Source organism: Allobosea vaviloviae (assembly GCF_001298265.1).
In the GTDB taxonomy this organism is placed as follows: Bacteria; Pseudomonadota; Alphaproteobacteria; order Rhizobiales; family Beijerinckiaceae; genus Allobosea; species Allobosea vaviloviae_B.
Genome location: NZ_LGSZ01000045.1, coordinates 148,952 through 167,108 on the forward strand (window position 1 = coordinate 148,952; position 18,157 = coordinate 167,108).

At 67.0% G+C, this 18,157-nt stretch carries 21 protein-coding genes; 8 read left to right on the forward strand and 13 right to left on the reverse strand.

The window, feature by feature from the left end:
- Positions 1–110 precede the first annotated feature (110 nt).
- The 4 genes from AE618_RS14705 to AE618_RS14720 all read right to left on the reverse strand — a co-directional run bounded on the left by AE618_RS14705 (position 111) and on the right by AE618_RS14720 (position 3,161).
- On the reverse strand, positions 111–689 hold the full coding sequence (locus tag AE618_RS14705; RefSeq protein ID WP_156330278.1) for a VUT family protein: 579 nt from the start codon (positions 687–689) through the stop codon (positions 111–113).
- Complete coding sequence (queC, locus tag AE618_RS14710) at positions 682–1,404, reverse strand: 7-cyano-7-deazaguanine synthase QueC (protein ID WP_054209813.1); 723 nt, start codon at positions 1,402–1,404, stop codon at positions 682–684. Before queC ends, AE618_RS14705 begins: the two co-directional genes overlap by 8 nt.
- 31 nt (positions 1,405–1,435) lie before the next feature.
- On the reverse strand, positions 1,436–2,380 hold the full coding sequence (locus AE618_RS14715) for a ribose-phosphate pyrophosphokinase (protein WP_054209814.1): 945 nt from the start codon (positions 2,378–2,380) through the stop codon (positions 1,436–1,438).
- Positions 2,381–2,570: 190 nt separating this feature from the next.
- Complete coding sequence (locus AE618_RS14720) at positions 2,571–3,161, reverse strand: hypothetical protein (protein ID WP_054209815.1); 591 nt, start codon at positions 3,159–3,161, stop codon at positions 2,571–2,573.
- Positions 3,162–3,380: 219 nt separating this feature from the next.
- On the opposite strand from AE618_RS14720, the gene AE618_RS14725 reads away from it, so the two are divergent.
- The 6 genes from AE618_RS14725 to AE618_RS14750 all read left to right on the forward strand — a co-directional run bounded on the left by AE618_RS14725 (position 3,381) and on the right by AE618_RS14750 (position 8,709).
- The gene (locus tag AE618_RS14725) at positions 3,381–3,635 is read left to right on the forward strand and encodes an accessory factor UbiK family protein (protein WP_054209816.1); all 255 of its coding nucleotides are present in this window, start codon (positions 3,381–3,383) and stop codon (positions 3,633–3,635) included.
- A gap of 347 nt (positions 3,636–3,982) precedes the next feature.
- Entirely contained in the window at positions 3,983–4,489 is a 507-nt protein-coding gene (locus tag AE618_RS14730) for a YbjN domain-containing protein (RefSeq protein ID WP_054209817.1), read from the forward strand.
- A gap of 119 nt (positions 4,490–4,608) precedes the next feature.
- A complete protein-coding gene (gene proC / locus AE618_RS14735; RefSeq protein WP_197280795.1) occupies positions 4,609–5,430 on the forward strand; it encodes a pyrroline-5-carboxylate reductase in 822 nt (273 codons plus the stop codon).
- Positions 5,431–5,496: 66 nt separating this feature from the next.
- The gene (locus AE618_RS14740; protein WP_054209818.1) at positions 5,497–6,255 is read left to right on the forward strand and encodes a hypothetical protein; all 759 of its coding nucleotides are present in this window, start codon (positions 5,497–5,499) and stop codon (positions 6,253–6,255) included.
- A gap of 100 nt (positions 6,256–6,355) precedes the next feature.
- A complete protein-coding gene (locus tag AE618_RS14745) occupies positions 6,356–8,344 on the forward strand; it encodes a methyl-accepting chemotaxis protein (protein WP_054209819.1) in 1,989 nt (662 codons plus the stop codon).
- Positions 8,341–8,709, forward strand: coding sequence for a tRNA-binding protein (locus AE618_RS14750; protein WP_082365276.1), 369 nt, complete (start codon positions 8,341–8,343; stop codon positions 8,707–8,709). Before AE618_RS14745 ends, AE618_RS14750 begins: the two co-directional genes overlap by 4 nt.
- On the opposite strand, the gene AE618_RS14755 is transcribed toward AE618_RS14750, so the two are convergent.
- On the reverse strand, positions 8,710–9,396 hold the full coding sequence (locus AE618_RS14755) for an alpha/beta hydrolase (protein ID WP_156330279.1): 687 nt from the start codon (positions 9,394–9,396) through the stop codon (positions 8,710–8,712).
- 269 nt (positions 9,397–9,665) lie between these two features.
- On the opposite strand from AE618_RS14755, the gene AE618_RS14760 reads away from it, so the two are divergent.
- Positions 9,666–11,024: an LLM class flavin-dependent oxidoreductase gene (locus AE618_RS14760; protein ID WP_054209821.1), complete on the forward strand. Its 1,359-nt coding sequence runs from the start codon at positions 9,666–9,668 to the stop codon at positions 11,022–11,024.
- A 13-nt stretch (positions 11,025–11,037) separates the two neighbouring features.
- Here AE618_RS14760 and AE618_RS14765 read toward each other — a convergent pair whose 3' ends face one another.
- The 3 genes from AE618_RS14765 to AE618_RS14775 form a co-directional block, all read right to left on the reverse strand.
- Entirely contained in the window at positions 11,038–12,435 is a 1,398-nt protein-coding gene (locus AE618_RS14765) for an ATP-binding protein (protein WP_054209850.1), read from the reverse strand.
- 50 nt (positions 12,436–12,485) lie between these two features.
- On the reverse strand, positions 12,486–13,214 hold the full coding sequence (locus tag AE618_RS14770) for a response regulator (RefSeq protein WP_054209822.1): 729 nt from the start codon (positions 13,212–13,214) through the stop codon (positions 12,486–12,488).
- Between the two features lie 70 nt (positions 13,215–13,284).
- A complete protein-coding gene (locus AE618_RS14775; RefSeq protein WP_054209823.1) occupies positions 13,285–13,806 on the reverse strand; it encodes a MarR family winged helix-turn-helix transcriptional regulator in 522 nt (173 codons plus the stop codon).
- A 203-nt stretch (positions 13,807–14,009) separates the two neighbouring features.
- On the opposite strand from AE618_RS14775, the gene AE618_RS14780 reads away from it, so the two are divergent.
- Positions 14,010–14,897, forward strand: coding sequence for a branched-chain amino acid aminotransferase (locus AE618_RS14780; protein ID WP_054209824.1), 888 nt, complete (start codon positions 14,010–14,012; stop codon positions 14,895–14,897).
- Between the two features lie 90 nt (positions 14,898–14,987).
- On the opposite strand, the gene AE618_RS14785 is transcribed toward AE618_RS14780, so the two are convergent.
- The 5 genes from AE618_RS14785 to AE618_RS14805 form a co-directional block, all read right to left on the reverse strand.
- Entirely contained in the window at positions 14,988–16,064 is a 1,077-nt protein-coding gene (locus AE618_RS14785) for a DUF1176 domain-containing protein (RefSeq protein WP_054209825.1), read from the reverse strand.
- The gene (locus AE618_RS14790) at positions 16,042–16,497 is read right to left on the reverse strand and encodes a molybdenum cofactor biosynthesis protein MoaE (RefSeq protein WP_432704505.1); all 456 of its coding nucleotides are present in this window, start codon (positions 16,495–16,497) and stop codon (positions 16,042–16,044) included. The genes AE618_RS14785 and AE618_RS14790 overlap by 23 nt, the downstream gene beginning before the upstream one ends.
- Before the next feature lie 156 nt (positions 16,498–16,653).
- Positions 16,654–16,953 (reverse strand): molybdopterin converting factor subunit 1, encoded by a 300-nt coding sequence (gene moaD, locus AE618_RS14795; protein WP_054209827.1) that lies wholly within the window; start codon positions 16,951–16,953, stop codon positions 16,654–16,656.
- Positions 16,950–17,561, reverse strand: coding sequence for a CDP-diacylglycerol--glycerol-3-phosphate 3-phosphatidyltransferase (gene pgsA, locus AE618_RS14800; RefSeq protein WP_248310881.1), 612 nt, complete (start codon positions 17,559–17,561; stop codon positions 16,950–16,952). The genes moaD and pgsA overlap by 4 nt, the downstream gene beginning before the upstream one ends.
- A 67-nt stretch (positions 17,562–17,628) precedes the next feature.
- On the reverse strand, positions 17,629–18,157 hold a 529-nt coding region (locus AE618_RS14805), incomplete at its 5' end, for a helix-hairpin-helix domain-containing protein (RefSeq protein WP_248310882.1).

Consider the following 18,157-nt stretch of genomic DNA (forward strand, 5'->3'; position numbering starts at 1 on the left):
GGGAGGAATGTGGGTGCAACCCTATCGTGAATTGCGTTCACGCCATGTCCTGAACGCGAGCGTAACGACGGCGTTGCGCCCGGGCAGGGTGGCAGGTTTGCGTGCCGGTCTCAGGCCGCTGCCAGCCCGAGCCGTTCGTCGCGGCGGCGCAGGAGATGCATCAGCGGCAGCGCCAACAGCACCATCCAGGCCTTGCCGATGATCTGGCCGCTCAGGAAATCGAGGCTGCCGAAGGCGAGCTGCAGAAAGACGATGCTGTCGATGACCAGTCCGACCAGGCTGGACGCGACGACGGCGGTGACGAAGCGGCGCTTCTGCAGCGGGGTGTAGACGGCGAAATCCGCCAGCTCGGAGAGCAGGAAGGCGGCAACCGATGCGACGACGATCGCCGACGGCGCGAGGAAGCCCGAGATCGCTGCGCCAACGGCGATCGCGCCGAGCCCAGCGACCGCACCCAGCCTGCGCTGAACGATGTCGCGCAGCACCAGCGCCAGCCCGATCATCAGCACGCCGCTCGGCGCCTTGATGCCGGGCCAGACTGGCACGAGGCAGGGGCCATTGGGCACGCAGAGCGTGCCGGCATTGCCGATCAGCCAGTTCGCGGCGGGAATCGTCAGGGCGAACAGAACGAGCGCGACGAGGCCCTCGGTCCGGCGCTGACGGGCGAGAGCGATGGGGTGCTCAGTCATGGGATGGTCCGCTGTCGTCGGGAGATGTCAGGTAGGCGGCGTAACCCCGGCCACGCAGATCGCAAGCCGGGCAGTGGCCGCAGCCATAGCCCCAGGCGTGGCGCGTCGAGCGATCGCCGAGATAGCAGCTATGGCTGTCCTCGACCACCAGATCGAGCAGCGCCTGGCCGCCCAGCGCCGTCGCCAGCGCGAAGGTCTGGGCCTTGTCGCGCCACATCAGTGGCGTGTGGAGCACGAGGCGACGATCGAGGCCCAGGCCCAGCGCAACCTGCATCGCCTTGATCGTGTCGTCGCGGCAGTCGGGATAGCCGGAATAGTCGGTCTCGCAGACGCCCAGCACGATGTGCCTGGCATCGCGGCGATAGGCCAGCGCGGCGGCGAAGGTCAGGAAGATCAGGTTTCGCCCGGGCACGAAGGTCGTCGGCAGGCCGGTTTCCGCGAAGGCGATCTCGCTGTCGCGGGTGAGGGCGGTCTCCGAGATCGCGCCGAGCGCCGCCAGATCGATCAGGTGGTCGGGGCCGAGTCTTTGCGCGTAGAGCGGCGACAGCGCCGGCAGCCTGTCGCGGATGACTTTTCGGCACTCCAATTCGACGCGATGGCGCTGGCCATAGTCGAAGCCGATCGTCTCGACCTGCTCGAAGCGCGCGAGCGCCCAAGCCAGCGCGACCGTCGAATCCTGGCCGCCGGAGAAGAGGACGAGGGCGCGGGAGGTCATGATGTCGAGGTCATGGCGCGCAGCCCGGCCGTCAGTCGAACAGGCTGGAGACGCTGGTTTCCTGCGCCGTGCGCTCGATCGCCTCGCCCATGAGCTGGGCGATCGAGATGACCCGGATGTTGCGCGCCACCTTCACCGCCTCGGTCGGCATGATCGAGTCGGTGATCACCAATTCCTTCAGCTTGGAGTTGGCGATGCGCGCGACGGCGCCGCCCGAGAGCACGCCATGGGTGATGTAGGCGTAGACCTCGTGGGCGCCCTGGGCGAGCAGCGCCTCGGCCGCGTTGACCAGCGTGCCGCCGGAATCGACAATGTCGTCGAGCAGGATGCAGGAGCGTCCCTCGACCGAGCCGATGATGTTCATCACCTCGGATTCGCCGGGCCGGTCGCGGCGCTTGTCGACGATGGCGAGCGGGGCGTCGATGCGCTTGGCGAGCGCACGCGCGCGCACCACGCCGCCGACATCGGGCGAGACGACCATGGCGTTCTTGTAGTCGAGCCGTTCCCGGATATCGCGCGCCATCAGCGGCGCGCCGAACAGGTTGTCGGTGGGGATGTCGAAGAAGCCCTGGATCTGGCCGGCGTGGAGATCGAGCGTCAGGACACGGTCGACGCCGGCATGGGTGATCAGGTTGGCGACGAGCTTGGCCGAGATCGGCGTGCGGCCCGAGGCGCGCCGGTCCTGCCTTGCATAGCCGAAATAGGGGATCACCGCCGTGATGCGGCGCGCCGAGGAGCGGCGCAACGCATCCGTGATGATCAGGAGCTCCATCAAATGGTCGTTGGTCGGGAAGGAGGTGGACTGGATGATGAAGACATCCTGGCCGCGCACGTTCTCCTGGATCTCGACGAAGACCTCCATGTCGGCGAAGCGACGCACCGAGGCCTTGGCAAGCGGAATGCCGAGATGGGCACAGATCGCTTCCGCAAGCGGCCGGTTGGAATTGCCGGCGACGACTTTAAACGAAGAAGGCATGCCGTGGCGCACCGTTGAAGCAGGGCTGGGCGGGCCTGCGCGAAGCCGGCTCGGTTCGCAGGGCTCTTAACAGCCGTGTGACGGCGAGTCGACCGCTGCACTGCGAAAGGCGCGTGCAAAACGCGCGCGCCCGGCACAATGCATGTCAGCCGTCAGATGCAGCGGCATCTGCGCGGCGCTGCACATTCGCTCAGAGCTTCCTGCCTCCCGGCACCGAGGCCGTCTTGGCGGCCGTTCTGGCATCCTTGGCGCTGTCGGCTGCCGTCTTGCCCGCCGTCCTGGTCTTGTCTGACGGCAGGACCGTCTCGACGGCCGGGGTCGTCACCAGGAAGCTCGCGATCGCATCCATCGATTCGGCCGCCGCCTTGGCGACGATGGTCTGGTCCACGCCCGACCACGGGTCGGAGGTGCCGCCGCGCCGGCCGAGGCTCTCGCCCTGGACGCGCTGGGCGCGTTTCTTGGTCTCGTCATAGACGTCCCAGACGAAGGCGAGCGAAGTCTGGCCGTCCTCGGTCGGCTGGGCGGTCAGATAGCCGCGGACCCGGAAGCGGGCGGGCTTGTCGCCGGGGACGATCTCCATGCGCCGCTCGGCCGCGGCCTCGCCGAGCAGGCCGGCAAAGCGCGTCGTCACCGCATCGGGGGCACCTGAAATGCTCTGCACGGACACGGGCACGCCCGGCGCATCGACACGCGGGCGCGCCGCGGTCGTGGTCTCCTGGCAGCCGGCGAGCGCAAGCGCGACGGCCGACCCCAGGACGAGGCCGTTCAAACGATCGATCATGACGCCTCCCGCTTGTCTTTGAGCGTACGGGTTGGAGTGTTTTTGTAGTCCCTGCGCGCTCTTTCTAGGCGTAACGGATCGGAAGGTCCAGATCGTGCCGGTTGCGCGCCGTCGGACCGGCTTCCTTGGGCGGTTTCCTTGCGCCGCGATTGCGGGTTGCATCGTGCTGGCCCATATATCCCGCCATGCGGGCTCGGGAGGCCCGCCCCGGAGAGTTCCATGGTCACGACCAGCAGCCGTATCCTCGACGACATCGCCCGTCTTGCCACCGATGCCGCTGGCGCGGCGCAGGGCGTGCGCCGCGAGGTCGAGACCGTCGTGAAGAGCCAGATCGAGCGCCTTCTGCGCGACCTCGACGTGGTCACGCGCGAGGAATTCGAGGCCGTGCGCGAGATGGCGCTGCTGGCGCGCGAGGAGAACGACAAGCTCGCGGCACGGCTTGCCGCGCTGGAGGCGGCCAAGCCCGAGGCCTGAACCAGCTGGTGGGCGTGCTGCGCTCACCGCATGCCTTTGCATTCCTCTCCCGACCGCGCATCCACAGCCATGTGCTGTGGACAGGTCCCCGCAGGGATTGAGCCCGTCCCCGAATCCGTCGAGCGTCACTTCGTGTTGGGAGTGTCACAACCCCTGCGCTAACGTCGGTGGAGAAATTGATTCGTCGGTCCAACCCCTTAGGGGGAATCGGCGGAGCGTGGCGCCCGGTTTTGCAGCCGGTGCGGCACCTGTTGGGTTGCGTTCCCGTCAGCTTTCCCGTCGCCGTGTTCCCATTCTCGAACGCGCCGGACCGCGTCCTGCGGCGCCCGGCAGTTGGACCCAAGGGCATGATGGATCTCGACCTGGACGCCGAGCTTGAGCGGCCTTCCAACCCTCTCGACCTGATCGAACGACTCGCCGCCCTCAACAGCTGGACCTTCGACCGCGACAGCGACGACGAATTGTCGGTCGCCGTCACCGGCGGCTGGTCCGACTATCACGTTGCCATCACCTGGCTGGCGGAGGTGGAGGCGATCCATATCGCCTGCGCTTTCGACCTCAAGGTGCCCGACCGGCGCCGCGGGGAAGTGCTGCAACTGGTCAGCCTCGTGAACGAGCAGCTCTGGCTCGGGCATTTCGACCTGTGGAGCTCCGAGAACGTGGTGATGTACCGCCATGCCCTGCTGCTGTCGGGCGGGGCAGAGCCGACCGACGAACAGGCCGCCGCGCTGATCAAGGCGGCGATCGATGCCTGCGAGCGCTATTTCCAGGCCTTCCAATTCGTCGTTTGGGCTGGAAAGACGGCCAAGGAAGGTCTGGAGGGCGCCATGCTGGAGACGGTCGGCGAGGCGTGAGCCTCGTCACCGTCAAGGTCGGGCTTGACCCGGCCATCTCGGGCAAGTGACGTTCGGGTCATGAGAGTCTCGGGGCCAGCCCGAGAATGACGTCCCGCCCGTTCATCGAGAGACCGCCCATGTCCAGCCCCCTGCCGCAATCGCTCGTGCTCCTCGGTGCCGGCAAGATGGGTGGCGCCATGCTGGAGGGCTGGCTGCGCATCGGCATGAATCCGGCCGGCATCAGCCTGATCGACCCGAAGCCTTCCGACGAGATTGTGGCGCTGGCTGCCGAGAAGGGCATGGCGATCAATCCCGATTCGCGTTCCCTCGGTCCCGTCGAGGTGCTGGTGCTGGCGACCAAGCCGCAGACGCTCGACACCGCCGCTCCCGCCGTCCAGGCCTTCATCACCCCGAATACGCTGCTGATCTCGATCCTGGCCGGCAAGACCCTCCGTGATCTGTCGGCGCGCCTGCCCAATGCGACCGCGATCATCCGCGCCATGCCGAACCTGCCGGCCTCGGTGCAGCGCGGCGCCACCGCGGCAGCGGCGGGGCCGGGCGTGACGGGTGCGCAGCGCGCCATGGCCGATGCGCTGCTCGGCAGCATCGGCAAGGTCGAATGGTTGGAGAGCGAAAGCCTGATCGATGCCGTGACGGGCGTGTCCGGCTCAGGGCCAGCCTATGTCTTCTACCTGGTCGAGTGTCTGGCTGCGGCAGGCAAGGCTGCGGGCCTGCCCGACGACATCGCCGAGCGGCTGGCGCGGGCGACGATCGAGGGCGCCGGCGAGATGCTCTACCAGTCGCCGCTTTCGCCGGCCACCTTGCGCCAGAACGTGACCTCGCCGGCCGGAACGACCGCTGCAGGGCTCGAGGTGCTGATGGCCGAGGATGCGCTGAAGCCGCTGATCATCAAGACGGTGGCTGCCGCCAAACGTCGCGCCGGCGAGCTTTCGGGCTGAAGGGCCTTTCGCCGGCCGCGATCGAGGCATAGCTTCTTCGCGACTGCGTCGCAAAGGAGACATCCCATGGCCCGCAACCCGCTTTCCCCTGAAGCCGCCACTCCCGAATCAGGCGCCGCCGCCCCACAGACCGATCCGCGCAAACAGGTGGTCGAGGCTCTGATGCGGCTCGCGGCGACCCGCCGCTGGGACGAGATCGAACTCGGCGACATCGCCACCGAGGCTGACCTGCCGCTGGGCAAGTTGCGTGGCCTGTTTCCGTCCAAGCTTGCGATGCTGGGCGGGCTGACGCGCATCGTCGATGATGCGGTGCTTGCCGAGCTGTCGGACGATCTGGCCGGCGAGCCTGTGCGCGAACGGCTGTTCGACCTCGTGATGCGCCGACTCGATGCGCTGGCGCCCTACAAGCCGGGCCTGCGCAGGATCGCGCCTGTGATCCGGCGCGACCCGCTGACGATGGCGGCGCTCAATCGCGGTGCCGTCAATTCCTGGCGCTACATGCTGGCCTCCGCCGGCATCCCGACCGAGGATGCGCTGGGAAACCTGCGGGTGCAGGGTGCCGTCCTGCTGATGGCGCGCGTCTCCGAGGTCTGGCTGGACGACGACGAGCCGGAATTGTCGCGGACGATGGCGCGGCTCGACCGGGAGCTGAAGAGGGCCGGCGCAATCATGGCCCGTGTCGAGGACGTGCATCGGCTGACCGCGCCGTTGCGGGGGCTGGCGCGGGCGCTTTGCTCGGGCAAGCGTCCGAATGTCCGCCGGCGCGAGCGCAGCGACGTAGTCGGGCGCAGCGGCGAGAACGAGGATTTCGCGCCGGCGATCTGAGGCCCGAGCCGCTCGAGCCATGGCCGAACTCCGACATCGTTAAGCGAGTCTTAGCGTTTCTGCGTGAATTTGCGGAATCTCCATCCCGCAGGGGTCGCGCATGTCCTGGACGAAGAAGCTTGCCACCATATCGATCAGCCGATCCTTCGCGCTGATCGCAGGTCTCGCCGTCGTGATCGCGGTCGGCAGTGTGGGCTACACGCTCACCGAGGCTCGCAACGAGATGGTCGAGCTCAAGCGGCAGGAGGTGCAGAACGCCACCGACATCGCCCGCACCACCGTCGAATTCTATCGTGACAAGGCCAGGAGGGGCGAGATCGCGGTGCCCGAGGCGCAGAAGCTCGCCATCGACGCTTTGGCCGGGGCGCGCTTCGACGACGGCAATTACTTCTTCGTCTACACCTTCGATGGCGTCAGCGTCACCCATCCCCGGGCGGACATGATCGGCAAGAACCTGCTGGGTCTCAAGGACCCGACCGGCAAGCCCATCGTGCAGGAACTGCTGTCGATCGCGAAAGCGGGCGGCAAGGGAGGCTATCTCGACTTTCTCTGGGTGAAGCCCGGCGACAAGGAGCCCACGCGCAAGATCGCCTATGTCAGCGGCATCGCCGATTGGAACTGGGCTGTCGGAACGGGCCTGCACGTCCACGACGTCGATGCGAAATTCCTCGGGCTGATGGGTGACGTGGCCAAGGTGCTGGTGCCGCTTGGCCTGCTCATGCTCGGCCTCGTCATTGTCCTGAGCCGCCGCGCCTCCGCGATGCTGACGTCGCTGTCGGGAACCATGAGCGCGCTCGCCGCCGGCAATCTGCGGACCGTGATCGCGCATCAGGACCGGCCGGACGAGATCGGCTCGATGGCGCGGGCGCTTGTGGTCTTCCGGGAGGCCGCGCTCGCGAAAGATGCGATGCAGGCCGACAAGGCGCGGGCCGAGCAGGAGGCCGCCGCTCATCGCGACGCCGCCGACGGGCAGCGCCGTCGCAGCGAGGACGAGCGGGCCGAGATTTCCCGGATGCAGGAGAGTGTCGTCGCGGCGCTGGGCAGGGGACTCGAGCATCTCGCCGAGGGTGACCTGACATACCGCATCACGGACAGCTTCGGCTCCGACTACGCCAAGCTGCGGGATGATTTCAATGCGGCGATCGCCAAGCTGCAGGAGACGATGCGGCTGATCGCGACAAACACCGAGAGCATGAAGGCCGGTTCGATCGAGATCAGCCAGGCGGCCGACGATCTCGCCGGGCGAACCGAGCAGCAGGCGGCTTCCGTCGAGGAAACGGCGACCGCGCTCGACGAACTGACGGCGACGGTGCGCCAGACGGCTGAAAGTGCTCGGCTCGCCAACCAGGCGACGACGCAGGTCAAGCTGGAGGCGGAGCAGTCGACCACCATCGTTCGCGACGCCGTTCTCGCCATGGGCGGGATCGAGAAGTCGGCCGATGAGATCTCGCAAATTGTGGGCGTGATCGACGAGATCGCCTTCCAGACCAATCTGCTGGCGCTCAACGCCAGCGTCGAGGCGGCCCGCGCCGGCGATGCGGGCAAGGGCTTCGCGGTCGTCGCCTCCGAGGTGCGGGCGCTGGCTCAGCGCTCGGCCTCGGCGGCCAAGGAGATCAAGGAACTGATCACGGCCTCCAATGTCGAGGTTGGGAAGGGTGTCACGCTGGTCGGCCAGACCGGCAGCGCACTGCAGCGCATGGCGGAGGAGATCACGCGGGCGACCTCGCTCGTCGCCGAGATCGCGGGCGCCGCGCAGGAGCAGGCGTCTGGGCTTCAGGAGGTCAATACCGCCGTCGGCGAAATGGACCAGTCGACGCAGCAGAACGCGGCGATGGCCGAGCAGTCGACGGCTGCCGCGCATTCGCTGTCGCAGGAAGCCGACCGGCTGTCTGCGCTCGTGGCCCGCTTCCAGCTCGGCGGCGACATCGCCGGGCTGAAGGCGATGGCGCGCACGATGCAGGCCGCCGTCGCGCCGGCTCCTCGCCCGGCCGCGCCGCGCCCAGCCCAGCCGATGGCGCGTGCAGCCGGAGCGGCGCCGGTCCGCAAGGCCGATCCGAGCGCCCATGACAAGGGTTGGGAAGAGTTTTGAGCGCCTCGTCCGAGACGACCCTGCCCGCCGCCACGATCGGCTTCGACGATTTCCTGAAGGTCGACATTCGTGTCGGCACCATCGTCGAGGCCACGCCCTATCCGCAAGCCCGCAAGCCCGCGATCAAGCTGGTCATCGACTTTGGCGGCGAGATCGGCCTGAAGAAATCCTCGGCGCAGATCACCAAGCACTACACCCCCGAGCAGTTGCCGGGCCGTCAGGTTCTGGCGGTGGTGAACTTCCCGCCGCGCCAGATCGGCAAGTTCATGTCCGAGGTGCTGACGCTCGGAGTGCCCGATGCCGACGGCGAGGTCGTGCTGATCGGCCCGGGCTTCGAGGTGCCCAGGGGCGGGCGGTTGTTCTGATCAGCGCAGCGACCCGGCGAAGCCGGTGATCGCCTGGACGACGGTGCTCTCGCGGCCAATGAAGCCGTGATAGGCGCGGGCCTGGCAGGGATCGCCCGTTGACGACCCCCCATCGATCCAGAGCAGCCGGGCGCGGCTGCCGGCTCTCTGCGCGAATGCCTGCACCGACTCCGGCAAGGTGAAGCGACAACTGTCCTGGCGGTGCTGGATGATCAGCATCGGCGGCAATTGCGAGGGGTCGCCGAGTGACGGCGAGGCCGCGTCGAGCATCGCCGACACGAAGACGATGCCATCCGGACGCTGGCCCAGCGTGCCCGAGACCTTCAGCGCCCCCCGGCTCATGGCCACGACGACGACGCGTGGCGCAAGGCCGCGCATCAGCTCAACGGCCTTGGCCGGGTCGGCACCGGCGTCGAGCGTGATGCTGGCGATGCCGCTGCTCAGATAGGCGGCGCGCGTTCGAACGATCCAGTTGCCGCTGCGCGCCACGCTGCCGTCGGCGCCGATGCCGATATTGCCATCGCCGCCCGTCAGCAGCACGAGCCCAGCACGAGCCTTCCCGACGGGCTTGTTCAGAAGGGCCCTGCCGCCGCCGAAAAAGCCGCCGCCGAGATCAACGACCTCCTCCGAGCGCGCCGACGCGGCGAACGCTGTGAGGGGGACGGACATAAGCAAGGCCAGGATCAAGGTCTTCAATGACGCTTCCCCTGTCGTTTCTTGTGGTTGGGAGCGACGCTAGTCCTGGTGTCCTCAGCTGTCCATCGCGGCCGGCGTCCGTTGCCATCACGCCGCAGCCGCAGCGATCTGCGGATAGAGATGGCGCGTGTTTTGACCGGCCATTCCCCAAGGTCGTGGCAGGCCTGTCTTCGCGGCCGATGTGGCCGACGCTGCAGGCGCGCATCTTGCGAGCAGCGTGATCGAGCCGTCCCAACGGTCGCTCGGCAGGAGCCTGATCCATGATGAACCTGATGACGGGCGTGTTTCCGATCGGCGCCCACCTGGCGGGATGGCGACACCCTGATTCCTGGCCGCTTACGAACATGCGCCTCGATGTCTTCATCGAGATGGCAAAGCTCGCGGAGCGCGGCAAGTTCGACATGCTGTTCCTTGCCGACGGCAATGCGGTCCGCGCGATGGACGATCCCATCATGTTCGTCGCCAACACGAACACCGACAGGCCCTCGACCTATGATCCCCTGATGATCCTCGCCGTGCTCGCGCAGCACACCACGCATATCGGTCTGTTCTGCACCGCCGTCACAACCTTCGATCAGCCCTATCTCCTGGCGCGTCGATTCGGTTCGCTGGATCATCTGAGCAACGGACGGGCCTGCTGGAACGTCGTCACCGGAAACTACGAGGGCGACGCCCTGAATTTCGGCCATACCGAGCACGTCCCCAAGGACGAGCGCTACGAGCGCGCCGATGAATTCGTCACGATCTGCAAGGGCTTGTGGGATAGCTGGGCAGAAGACGCGTTCATCGAGGACAAGGCGAGCGGGCGTTTCCTCGACCCCGCCAAGGTGCAGCGCCTCAACCATGTCGGGAAGCACTACACGGTTCAGGGGCCGCTCAATGTCGCGCGGCTGCCGCAGGGCTATCCGGTGCTGGCCTCCGCAGGGCAATCGGAGGCCGGACGCGAGCTGGCGGCAAGGCACGCCGAAGTGATCTTCTCGGTGGCGCTCACGAAAGCCGAGGCGCAGGCCTTCTATCAGGATCAGAAGGCGCGCGTGGTGCGCCACGGCCGAAATCCCGATCACGTCCGGATCATGCCGGGCATCTCTGTCTACACCGGGACCAGCGAGGCGGAAGCAGATGAACTTTACGCGGAACTCCAGGAGCTGATCCCGTCGAATGTCGGCGTGGCGTCGCTCTCGAAATTCTGCCGCATGGATCTGTCTGGCTTCCCGATCGACGGTCCGCTTCCGGACCTGTCGGAGGAGGTGGTCGGCATGATGAGCTACCGCAAGTCGATCGATCAGATCGCCACGCAGCAAAATCTGACGATCCGGCAGATGTACAAGCTCATCGTGCCATCCGCCGGGCACGTCACCTTCAAGGGCACCGTGGACCAGGTCGTCGATCAGATGGAGGACTGGTATCGCAGCAAGGCGGCGGACGGCTTCAATGTGAGCATGCCGGTCCTGCCGCGATCCTTGAACACCTTCGTCGATCTGGTGATCCCTGAATTGCAGCGGCGCGGCTTGTTCCGCACAGAGTATCCGCAAGGCAATCTGCGAAATATTCTCGGGCTTCCGACGCCCGAGCGCCAGATCAATCCGAATGGGGCGTGGCAGTTCCACAAGCCGGCGTGAGTCAGGCCCTGCCTCAGACCGGCAGCCGTATTGTCGCCCGCAACCCGCCCAGCGGAGAGTCTGCCAGGATGATGTCCCCCCCATGGGCACGGGCGATGTCGCGAGCGATGGCGAGCCCTAAGCCCGTGCCGCCGGAATCGACGTTGCGCGCCTCGTCGAGGCGGAAGAAGGGGCGGAAGACGTCCTCGCGCTGGTCGGCGGGGATGCCGGGGCCGTCATCGTCGATCATCACGATAAGGTAGCGCGCGTCATGGGTGGCGCGGATGGCGATGCGGTCGCCGTAGCGGGCGGCGTTGGAGACCAGGTTCGTCATCAGGCGGCGGAAGGCGTCGGGCCTGACCACGACCAAGGGATCGCCGACCACGGTCAGCTCGGTCTGGTGGCCCTGACGCTCGGCATCCGACTTCAGCTCTTCCATCAGGGCGCGGATGTCTGTCTCGACGGCCGCCTCGCCGGCATCGCCGCGGGCGAAGGCGAGATAGTCCTCCAGCATGCGGGCCATCTCGTCGACGTCCTTTTCGAGCGCCTCGATCTCCGACGAGCGCTCCAGCAGGGCCAGCGAGAGCTTGAAGCGGGTCAGGATGGTGCGCAGATCGTGGCTGACGCCGTTGAGCATGGTCGTGCGCTCGCCGACGGCGCGCTCGACGCGGCGCTTCATCTCGATGAAGGCGTTGCCGGCGCGGCGGACCTCGCGGGCGCCGCGCGGCCGGAATTCGGCGTCGCGGCCCTTGCCGAAGGCCTCGGCAGCGTCTGCGAGCTTGAGGATCGGCCGGATCTGGTTGCGCAGGAACAGAACCGCGATGGTCAGGAGGATGAGCGAGGTGCCGAGCATCCAGAGCAGGAAGATGTGGCTGTTGCTAGCGTAAGCCGAGTTGCGCCGCGTCAGGATGCGCATGACGTTGCTGCCCAGCTTGATCCGGATCTCGATCAGGCTGGAGCGGCCGACGGTGTCGAGCCAGAAGGGGCGGGCGACTTGGCTGGCGAGTTCAGTCGAGAGCGCGCTGTCGAGCAGCGAGAAGAACGGCCGCGGCCCCGGCGGCGGCAGGTCGGAATTGGGGATGATGTCGACATCCATGCCGAGGCGGTCGGCGGCGATGCGGGCGAGAATGCTGGCATCGGCATCCTGCGGATAGCTCTCATAGACGTCGATCATCATGGCGATGTCGGCCGAGACCGCCGAGGACAGCCGCTGCGTCACGGTCTGCCAGTGCCGCTCCATGAAGACATAGGCGATGACGGATTGCAGCAGAACCACCGGCGCGATGACGATGACCAGCGCGCGTGGATACAGGCCCTTGGGCATGTAGCGGGCGATGACGTGCAGCGGGCGGCCCGCCCATTTGAGCAGGGGTTTCAGGCGATTGTTGAGGCGCAATCGCGAGCGGGCGACGGCCGCGCCCAGGCGTCCCATCGCGGAGGCGATGGCCGGGCCCGTGCCACGCCTGCCGGGCTGGACCTGCGTCACGTCCGGTCCGTCACGAGGCGGTAGCCGACGCCGCGAACGGTCTGGAGATAGAGCGGATCGGCAGGGTCGCGTTCGATCTTGCGGCGCAGGCGGTTCATCTGCACGTCGACGGTGCGGTCATTGGCGGCGGTGCCTTGCGCCGCCAGTTCCTCGCGCGGGACGACCTCGCCGGCGCGCTCGGCGAGCGCGGTGAGGATCTCGCGCTCGCGCTCGGTCAGGCGGATCGGCTCCTCGCCCTTGCGCAATTCACCGCGCGAGAGCCCGTAGAGGAACGGCCCGAAGCGGACGAAATCGGGCCGGGGGCCGGACTGCGCCGTATCGACGACGATGGTCCGCTTCAGGATGTTGCCGAGCCGGAGCAGCAGTTCGCGCGGCTCGAAGGGCTTGCTGAGGTAATCGTCGACGCCGATCTCGAGGCCGTTGATCCGGTCCTTGCCGTCGGCGCGGGCCGTCAGCATCAGGATCGGCACGGTGGACCCGATGCGCAGGCGGCGGGCGAAGTCGAAGCCGTTCTCGCCGGGCATCATGATGTCGAGGACCATGGCGTCGAAGACGAGGCGGGCGAGACGCTGGTCCGCCTCCGCCGCATTGGCGGCCGTGGTGACGCGATAGCCGTTGTCGCCGAGAAAGCGCGCCAGGAGGTCGCGCAGGCGGCGATCGTCATCGACCACGAGGATGTGGGGCGCCTCGTCTGGGAGCGGTTTGCGCGCCGGCAGTGCGGCCATTGATCTTGCGCCTTATGTTCCTAAGCCGTGACGTCCGTCGTCGTGACGTCTGTCGTCCCGGGCTCGCGCCTCACCGCGGCGCGGCGAGGAAGCCCAGCACCTTGTGGCGTTCGGCGGGATCGATCAACCCTGCCAGGTAGAGCGCGACCGTTTGCGCCGCTTCCGGCGCGAGGTGTCCCAGCGCCTCGTTGATCCGCTTCGCCTGAAGCTGGACGAGGCGCAGCGCCAGATCCTGCCCCGATCCCGTGGCGTGCAGATGACGCTGGCGCTTGTCCTGGACTCCGGTGCGCTGCTCGACGAAGCCGGTCTCGACCAGCTCCTTGAGCACGCGGTTCAGGCTCTGCTTGGTGATCTTGAGAATGTCGAGCAGTTCGGCGATGGTCAGGCCCGGCCGTCTCAGGACGAAATGCAGGACGCGGTGGTGAGCGCGGCCGAAGCCGTACTCGGCCAGGATCAGATCCGGACCGCCGACGAAATCGCGGTAGGCGAAGAACAGAAGCTCGATCAGGTCGTAGGGCACGCTTCCGGATACGACCTCACCCGACAAGGCGGGCCCGCTCGCGGCGTCGGGTCGGGGCTGCGTCTGGGGCATCGCATCCGTCCTGAAATTTACGTCAGTGATGTTGACATATCTCAGACGGAAGATTACCGGTCAAGCGCGCTGGACGACGGAATATGTCGCGAGACGATGTTGCAGCGCAGTATAATTCTGGCCTTTTGCCCCTCCCGCCATGGTGACGGTCGCGGGGGCTCCAACGGATCCACCAGGCCGGACGTGCAAGAGGAGCACCGCCCATGTCAGTCATTCCTTTCGACCAGCGCGACGGCGTCATCTGGTTCGACGGCAAGCTCGTGCCGTGGAAGGACGCGAAGATCCACGTACTGACCCATGGGCTGCATTACGGCTCCTGCGTGTTCGAGGGCGAGCGCTCCTATGACGGCGTGATCTACAAGGGCACCGAGCACTCCAAGCGCTTCCACGCCTCCGCCGAGATCATGGATTTCACGATTCCGTGGTCGGTCGCCGAGCTCGATGCCGCCAAGGCGCTCTGCCTGAAGGAGAACGGGCTGAAGGACGCCTATATCCGCCCGGTCGCCTGGCGCGGCTCGGAAATGATGGCGGTGTCGGGCATCAACAACACGATCCATACCGCGATCGCGGTCTGGGAGTGGCCGAGCATGTTCGACATGGCGCAGAAGCTGAAGGGCGTGCGCCTCGACGTCGCCGCCTATCGCCGGCCCGACCCGGCCTGCGCGCCGGTTCATGCCAAGGCGGCGGGGCTTTACATGATCTGCTCGCTGTCGAAGCACAAGGCGGAGCGCGCCGGCTATGCCGATGCGATGATGCTCGACTGGGAAGGCAATGTCGCCGAATGCACCGGCGCCAACATCTTCTTCATCAAGGACGGCGTGATCCACACCCCCCTGGCCGACCGCTTCCTCAACGGGCTGACGCGCCAGTCGGTGATCGAGCAGTGCAAGAAGCGCGGCTTCGAGGTGATCGAGCGCCGCATCCGCCCGGAGGAGCTGGAAGGCTTCAACGAGTGCTTCATCACCGGCTCGGCCGCCGAGGTGACTCTGGTCTCCGAGATCGGTCCGTATTCCTTCATCACCGGCAATATGGGCAAGGTGATCATGGAGGATTACTCTGACGCGGTTCGGCCAAAGTCGAAGGCGGCGTGAGCGCCTTTGGCCGGCGCGGCCGTTAAGTAGCAACGCACCGCCATCCCGGGCGCCCGAAGGGTCGCCCGGGATCGATCGTCACGCCAGACGCTATTTATCAGCGCTGCGAAACAGCGTGATCCAGTCGTCGCCGGGGAGAAGGCGGCACTCGCTCATCTCGCTCAGCTGGAGGATGGCGAAGCGCTTGCCGTCCCAGCCATAGGAGCCCGAACTGCCGCAATCGCCGAGGCCCCTTGCCTTGGCGTAGAAGCTGACGCGGCCCGTCCGGGAATCGAAATCGGCATTGACCAGCTCGTTGGTCGGCTTGCTCCCAGCACCCTCGAAGGCAGCCGGTCTCGCCTTGGCGACGTCGCGCCCATCGACCAGCCAGAACTGGCTCGAGACATTGTAGGCGCCACGCGAGCAGGCGATGGCGACAAGGCGGAGCGTGTTGTCCAGTGCCCAGGCTTCGTCGGTGTCGGCGAAGCTGTCGGGCATGTCCTCGCAGCTGTCGGGCGCGCGCCGTTTGATCTCGGCCCGCATGGCCTTGATCAGCGCCGAGGCCTCTGCCTTGGGGAGGGCCTTGCCAGAGGCCGGTTTGCTGGCGATCACGGGCAGGACCGGGGCAGCCGGCGCGGTGCCGGTCGCGCCCTTGCGGATCAGGGCGGTCGGCGTGTTCAGCCGGCCCTGCTGCTCGTCGATCCAGAGCATCGCCGCGACCGAGCCGGCGAGGGAAACCTTGAAGCTCCCCGATTCGATCCCGGCCGTCAAAATCGTCGCCTTGCGTGCGGCCGCGATCAGCGCCTCAGCCTCCGCGAGCGGGATCGCGATCTCCGCGACCTCGCCGTCGATGCTGGTCGCCTGAAGCGGCCGCCCGGCTGCGGGGAAGGGCGCGCCATCCAACGCCAGCGCGATGGTGAAGCTCGGTTTCAGCTTCTGGGCCCGCAGCTTCAGCGCCAGGGTCGGGGCGCCATCGGGGCCGGCCGGACGGTCGAGGCGCAGGAAGGCGATCTCGTCCTCGGTCCTGCCGGGCAGCGACAGCGCGGTGCAGGATTTCGTGTTGTCGCAGCCCGCGATCCAATCTCGGAAAGTCTTGATCGGACCGATCTGGGCTTGGGCGGCGGTCACGGAGGCCAGCGTCAGCGCGCAAGCAAGCAGCGCGCGTTCAAGTCCAACGCGCGGCCGCATCGTCGTCCTCCTGCTTCGCCTCGACCCAGCCGCCGACCGTGCCGTCGGCGAGGTGCTCGCGCTTCCAAAAGGGAGCGCGGGTCTTGAGGTAGTCCATCATGAAATCGGCGGCCTCGAAGGCGGCGCGGCGATGGGCGGAGGTTGCGATCACCAGCACGATCTGGTCGCCCGGCTTCACCAGCCCGTAGCGGTGGATGGCGAGCAGGCCCATCAGCGGCCAGCGCGCGGCGGCTTGCGCGGCGACGCGTGCGATCTCGGCCTCGGCCATGCCGGGGTAGTGTTCCAGTTCCAGCGCCGCCAGCGTTGCGCCCTCGTCGCGGCAGAGCCCGGTGAAGCTGACGACGGCGCCGATGTCGCGGCGGCCAGCCGAGATCGCGGCGATCTCGGCGGCGAGATCGAAATCCTCGCGCTGGATGCGGATGACGGGGGTCAACGTGTTTGCTCCCATCGCGCCGTCATCCCGGACGGAGCAAAGCGGAGATCCGGGATCCATTCCTGAGCCCATCTCGGAGAGGTTCCGGAATGGATCCCGGGTCTCCCTCCGGTCGCCCGGGATGACACGCACTTTTTGGCGACGATCATGGAGGGCTCAGCCGCCCGTCATCGGCGGGAAGAAGGCGATCTCGCGGGCGCCCGCAATACTGGCGCCCGGTTTGACATGGGTCTGGTTGATCGCGGCGCGGACCAGCGTCTCGTTTTCGAAGGCGGCCGCATAACCCTCGTCACGGGTCTTCAGCCAGCGCACGAGATCGAGCACGGTCTCAATGCCTTCGGGCAGCTCGACCTGTTCGTCCGCCATGCCGACGCGCTCCCGCACCCAGGCGAAATAGACCAGCCTGACGCTGCGGGCCTGAGCAGCCGGAGCCGATGTCGCGAGAGCCTGTGTCATGGTTCGCGAAGATCCTCTTCGACCATGTGGCGGATGCCGGCGTTGAAATAATCCCAACCGGTATAGATGGTCAGCCCGGCCGCGATCCACAGCATGACGATGCCGATCTGCGTGTTGTGCGGCAGCACCTTGTCGCCGGCCGGCCCCGCGACGAGGAAGCCCAGCGCCAGAAGCTGCGCCGTCGTCTTCCATTTCGCGATGCGGCTAACGGGCACGCTGACCTTGAGCTCGGCCAGGAACTCGCGCAGCCCCGAGACCAGGATCTCGCGGCAGAGGATGACGATGGCCGCCCAGAGCGACCAGCCATGGATGGTGCCGTCGGCGACCAGCATGAGCAGCAGCGCGCAGACGAGCAGCTTGTCGGCGATCGGATCGAGCATACGGCCAATCGCCGATTGCTGGCTCCAAGCCCGCGCGATCCAACCGTCGAAGAAATCCGTGACGGCCGCCAGCACATAGATCGCCAGCGCAATCCAGCGGACCCAGTCATCCTTGGGCCAGTACAATAGCCCGACAAGGGCCGGGATCGCCAGGATCCGGCCGTAGGTGAGCAGGTTGGGCAGGGACCAGGGCCCGCGCCGCCTGATGGCATCTGGAAGAATCGTCACGATGATCACCAAAGCAGCGGGCTCGTGACAGCGTCAACACGCAATGCGGCGACTTTGCCATTCATCGTCAGCCATCGTGAAAATAATCATGCACTGCCTTGGCTGTGGCGGCGTTGACTCCGGGCGTCCGCATGAGGTCGTCGAGCTTGGCGCGCTTGATCGCCTTGACCGTGCCGAAGTGCAAAAGCAGCGCCCGCTTGCGTGACGGCCCGATGCCGGGGATCTCGTCGAGCGGGTTGGTCATCGTGTCCTTCTTGCGCCGCGCCCGATGCGTGCCGATGGCAAAGCGATGGGCCTCGTCGCGCAGGCGCTGGATGAAATACAGCGCCGGATCGCGCGGCTGCAGCTTGAAGGGCTCGCGCCCGACCATGTGAAAGGTCTCGCGCATGGCGTTGCGGTCCTCGCCCTTGGCGATGGCGACGAGCGGGATGTCGCCGCCGCCGAGCTCGGCCATGATCTTGCGCGCGGCTTCAAACTGCCCCTTGCCGCCGTCGACGATGACGAGATCGGGGCGCGTGGGGAAGGTGTCGTCGTCGGGGGCTTCGGTTGCAGGCGGGGCGCTAGCCCTCCCCCCGCTTGCGGTGGGGAGGGTTGGG